A 3932-nucleotide genomic window follows, 5' to 3' on the forward strand; every position below is an offset into this window, starting at 1 on the left:
GGCCGGCAGAAGGTATCTTCCGTTCAGAAGATGGATTTGGGTCATTTTGACTTTCTTTATCCGTGGACATTCGTGAGTCACTCATTTCACATTCATTCACTAAGGGCTGCTTGGCTCAGGGCTGCTTAGCTCAGTGCTGCTCTGGCAGCCCCTTGTTCGGCTTCTTATGACCATAGGTTCTTGGCTGGGTATAGTAATCAATCATGGGCGCTGCCATGTTCATTAGCAGCGTCGCGAAGGCGACACCGTCAGGGTACCCGCCCCAGGTGCGGATAATATAGACAAGAATGCCTGTTCCGGCACCAAAGATCAGCCTTCCCTTGTTGCTGGTAGCACTGCTGACGGGGTCGGTAATAATGAAAAAAGCACCCAGCATGGTGGCACCACTGAATAAGTGGAACAATGGCGAACCGTGGCTGCCAGACCCGGCTCCGCCCCAGAAAAGGGTAGACATTACCAGCAGAGCTGCCAGCATGCCCATCGGGGCGTGCCAGCTAAAAACCCTTTTGTAGAGCAGAAAAAGGCCACCCAACAGATAGGCAAGGTTGATCCAGAGCCACCCACGACCTGCAAAATATTGGAAGGCCGGATTTTCTGACCAGAGCTCTTTCATGGTCAGGGAGGTATTTTCCCGAACAATATCCAGCGGCGTTGCCATACTGATGGCGTCAATATTAATGGGGTGACCGAAGAGTGGGAAAATAGTGAAAAGTGCCTCGCTGAAGCTTTTCACAGCAGTGTGGCCTGCTGCACCCACCGGAGGTAGCCATTGAGTCATTTCCTGAGGGAAGGAAATCAGCAACAGCACGTATCCCAGCATGGCCGGATTAAATGGATTGTTACCCAGCCCCCCATAGAGTTGCTTGCCAATGATAATGGCGAAAGAGATTCCAATCAGGGTTAGCCACCAGGGCGAGAGGGGGGGCAGTGCCAGAGCCAACAACACGGCGGTGACAATGGCTGAACCATCAGTGAGATAGAAGCTGATGGGGCGTTGTCGTATTTTCAGTACCAGCGCTTCTGAGCCCACTGCAATCAATATGCACCAGACGAGATTGATCAGCGTTCCCCAGCCAAAAAAGACTGTCTGCATGGCCAGGCCCGGCACTGCTGCCAGTAGGACCCATTTCATTATCTGCTGCGTGCTGTTGGGACTGCGAGCATGGGGGGATGTCTGCCTTACCAGGGTCATCGTAAATACCGACTGTTTATCAAGAGAGAATCAACTTGCTGCGGCCAGAGCATTTTCTGCTTCAGCTGCTTTGGTTTGTGCTTTGGTCAGGGCCGCTTCCAGGGCCTGGGTATCGCCTTCGGCGTTATCCAGTGCCCTTTGGGCTTTCTTGAGTGCAGCTCTGGCCATAGCGTTCTCAATTTTCAATTTCTTAAGGTCGTCGCTGGTTTCAGTCTTTACCGGGTATGACGAACTGGTCGCTCCCGTTGCGTTATCAGCGACGGATGGTTTTCCGGATTCCAGTTGTTCAAGTTTTTTACGACATTCGTCTATTTTGTCCTGAAGGGAGAGAGTGTCATCGGAGCCCAATTCCTGAGCTTTTGTCATTTCTCGCTCAGCCTTCTTCAAAGCCGCTTTGGCCATCGCCTGTTCAACTTTCAGCTTTTTGTCATCTGCTGAGGATTTTGCTGGCTTTCCTGTGTTGGCATCAACTAATTCTTTGGTCAGGCTGTCTGCTTTCTGGCGGTACTCTTCCACTGCGTCTCTGAGGGCTTCCGTTTCAGAACTGCCTTCTTCAAGGGCTGTAGCCAAAGCTCTTTCCGCTTTTTTCAATGCTGCTTTAGCCATAGCGGATTCTATTTTCAACTTTTTGGCAGCTTCGTTATCAAGGTTTTTTTCAGCTCTCGGTTGCTGTCGTATAGCTGAAGGCTGTTCTATGGCTGAAGGCTCTGAAACAGCTGCCGTTTCAAATTCTTTTTGCAGTTTGGCTACCTGAGCTTCCAGCATGCTGACATCAGCACTCAGCTTGTCAATGTCGCCTTCTCCCTTCTCCTGAGCCTGAGTCAGGGCTCTGCGGGTTTTCTTCAGCTGGGCGCTGGCCAGTGATAACTGAATCCTGAGTTCTTTTTGATCTGCAGACAGTGTCGTTTTTGCCGGTTTGTTGGTAGTTGTGCTTGCTGCCACTTTTTTGGCCTTGGCTCTTTCAATGGCTGCCTGAACAGGATCCGGGACTGCAGACGATTCTTTATTGCTTGATGCTGCCTTCTCAGCTTTCAATCTGGCAGCACGTTCTGCATTAGCCTTGCGCTTGGCTTCTTTTTCAGCCTGCTCTCTTTCAAGACGGGTCTGGCGATTTTCGTAGCGCACCCTGGAGCGTTCTGCTTTGGCATGTCTGGCTTCCTGAGCCCGAATTTCACCCTTGGAGGCTCGATAGTATTGAACCAGTGGAATACTGCTGGGACACACGTAGGAACAAGCACCGCATTCGATACAGTCAAACAGGTTGTGATGTTTCAGCTGCTCATGGTTTTCTGATTTCGCATGCCAGTAAAGCTGTTGAGGTAGCAAAGATGATGGACAGGCTTCTGCACACATACCGCAGCGAATACAGGCCTGAGCCGGCATGGCCGGAGGGAATTCTTCACGGGTTCCGGCAATCAGACAGTTGCTGGTCTTGATGACAGGGACATCCTGCCCGTTCAGCGTGAAACCCATCATAGGGCCACCCATAATCAATGCGTCCAGTTGACGATCGTTGATGCCTGCTGCGGACAGAAGGTGTCTGGCAGGTGTTCCCAGAAGAACTTCAAGGTTGCCCGGTTTTGAGAGCGCTTCGCCAGTCATGGTGGTGATTCTGGAAATCAGCGGCTTGCCATGCTGGACAGCATCACAGACAGCCACCGCTGTGCCAACGTTTTGAACAGCAATACCCAAATCGGAAGGTAGTTTTCCTGAGGGAACTTCCAGGCCTGTCAATATTTGAATCAGCTGCTTTTCGCCACCCGAAGGGTATTTGGTTGGGAAGACAACCACTTTTATTTGATGACCGTTGCTGCTCTGGGCAACGGCTTTTTTGAGGGCTTCAATCGCCTCTGGTTTATTGTCTTCAATGCCGATCAGACAACGTTCACTCGTGAGAAGGTGTTGTAAAATCTCTGCGCCGGTCACAATGCTGTCGGCACGCTCTCTCATGAGCATGTCATCAGCCGTGATATACGGCTCACATTCAGTGCCATTCAGAATCAGTGTATGTATCGGGCTTCTTGGTGACAGCTTGACTGCGGCTGGAAAGCCTGCTCCGCCCATACCTGCAATACCCGACTGGCGGATAAGCTCAACCAGAGTTGATGGCTCAACAGATTTATAATCGTTGATTGGCTGGAGCTGACACCATTGATCTTTGCCATCCGGAATTAATGTAATGCACTCGTCGTGCATTCCGGAGGGATGGGGTATCGCTTCTGAACGTATTGCAGACACAGTGCCCGAGGTAGGGGCGTGAACGGGCACGCTGACAAAGCCGGTAGCTCTGGCAATCATTTGTCCTTTTAGCACTCTGTCTCCAACAGCAACAATAGGCTCTGCAGGAGAGCCCGCATGCTGTGACAATGGCAGAATTAACTTATCCGGCATTGGGACAGACTTGATAGGCACGCTGGTAGATTGGCGCTTGTTTTCCTCAGGATGAATGCCTCCCGTCAGTGGCCAGACTCTGACTTTGACTTCGGGCATGTGCCTGGATTCAGTGATATCCCTGAGAGGCAGATTCATACGGTTTGTCCTCTCATATCCGTGGCTATCAGGCCAGGTTCTGCTTCCCTGGAGGGCAAGGTCCAGCTCCAGGTATGGGGCGTTGTTTCGATGGCTACCATGTCTATGCAGTCAACAGGGCAGGGTTCAACACAAAGGTCACAGCCAGTGCACTCATCTTTCATGACCGTGTGCATTTGCCTGGCAGCGCCCAGAATGGCATCTACTGGGC

General features: G+C 51.4%; 3 protein-coding genes. All 3 read right to left on the reverse strand.

The window, feature by feature from the left end; all coding sequences use genetic code 11:
- Positions 1 to 130: 130 nt before the first annotated feature.
- Complete coding sequence (gene rsxD / locus KDK18_RS05895) at positions 131 to 1192, reverse strand: electron transport complex subunit RsxD (RefSeq protein ID WP_257253896.1); 1062 nt, start codon at positions 1190 to 1192, stop codon at positions 131 to 133.
- 30 nt (positions 1193 to 1222) lie between these two features.
- Positions 1223 to 3721 (reverse strand): electron transport complex subunit RsxC, encoded by a 2499-nt coding sequence (gene rsxC, locus KDK18_RS05900; RefSeq protein WP_257253897.1) that lies wholly within the window; start codon positions 3719 to 3721, stop codon positions 1223 to 1225.
- The coding region (locus KDK18_RS05905) for an RnfABCDGE type electron transport complex subunit B (RefSeq protein ID WP_257253898.1) at positions 3718 to 3932 on the reverse strand (215 nt) is incomplete at its 5' end. The genes KDK18_RS05905 and rsxC, both read right to left, overlap by 4 nt.

This window comes from Endozoicomonas sp. SESOKO3 (assembly GCF_024606255.1).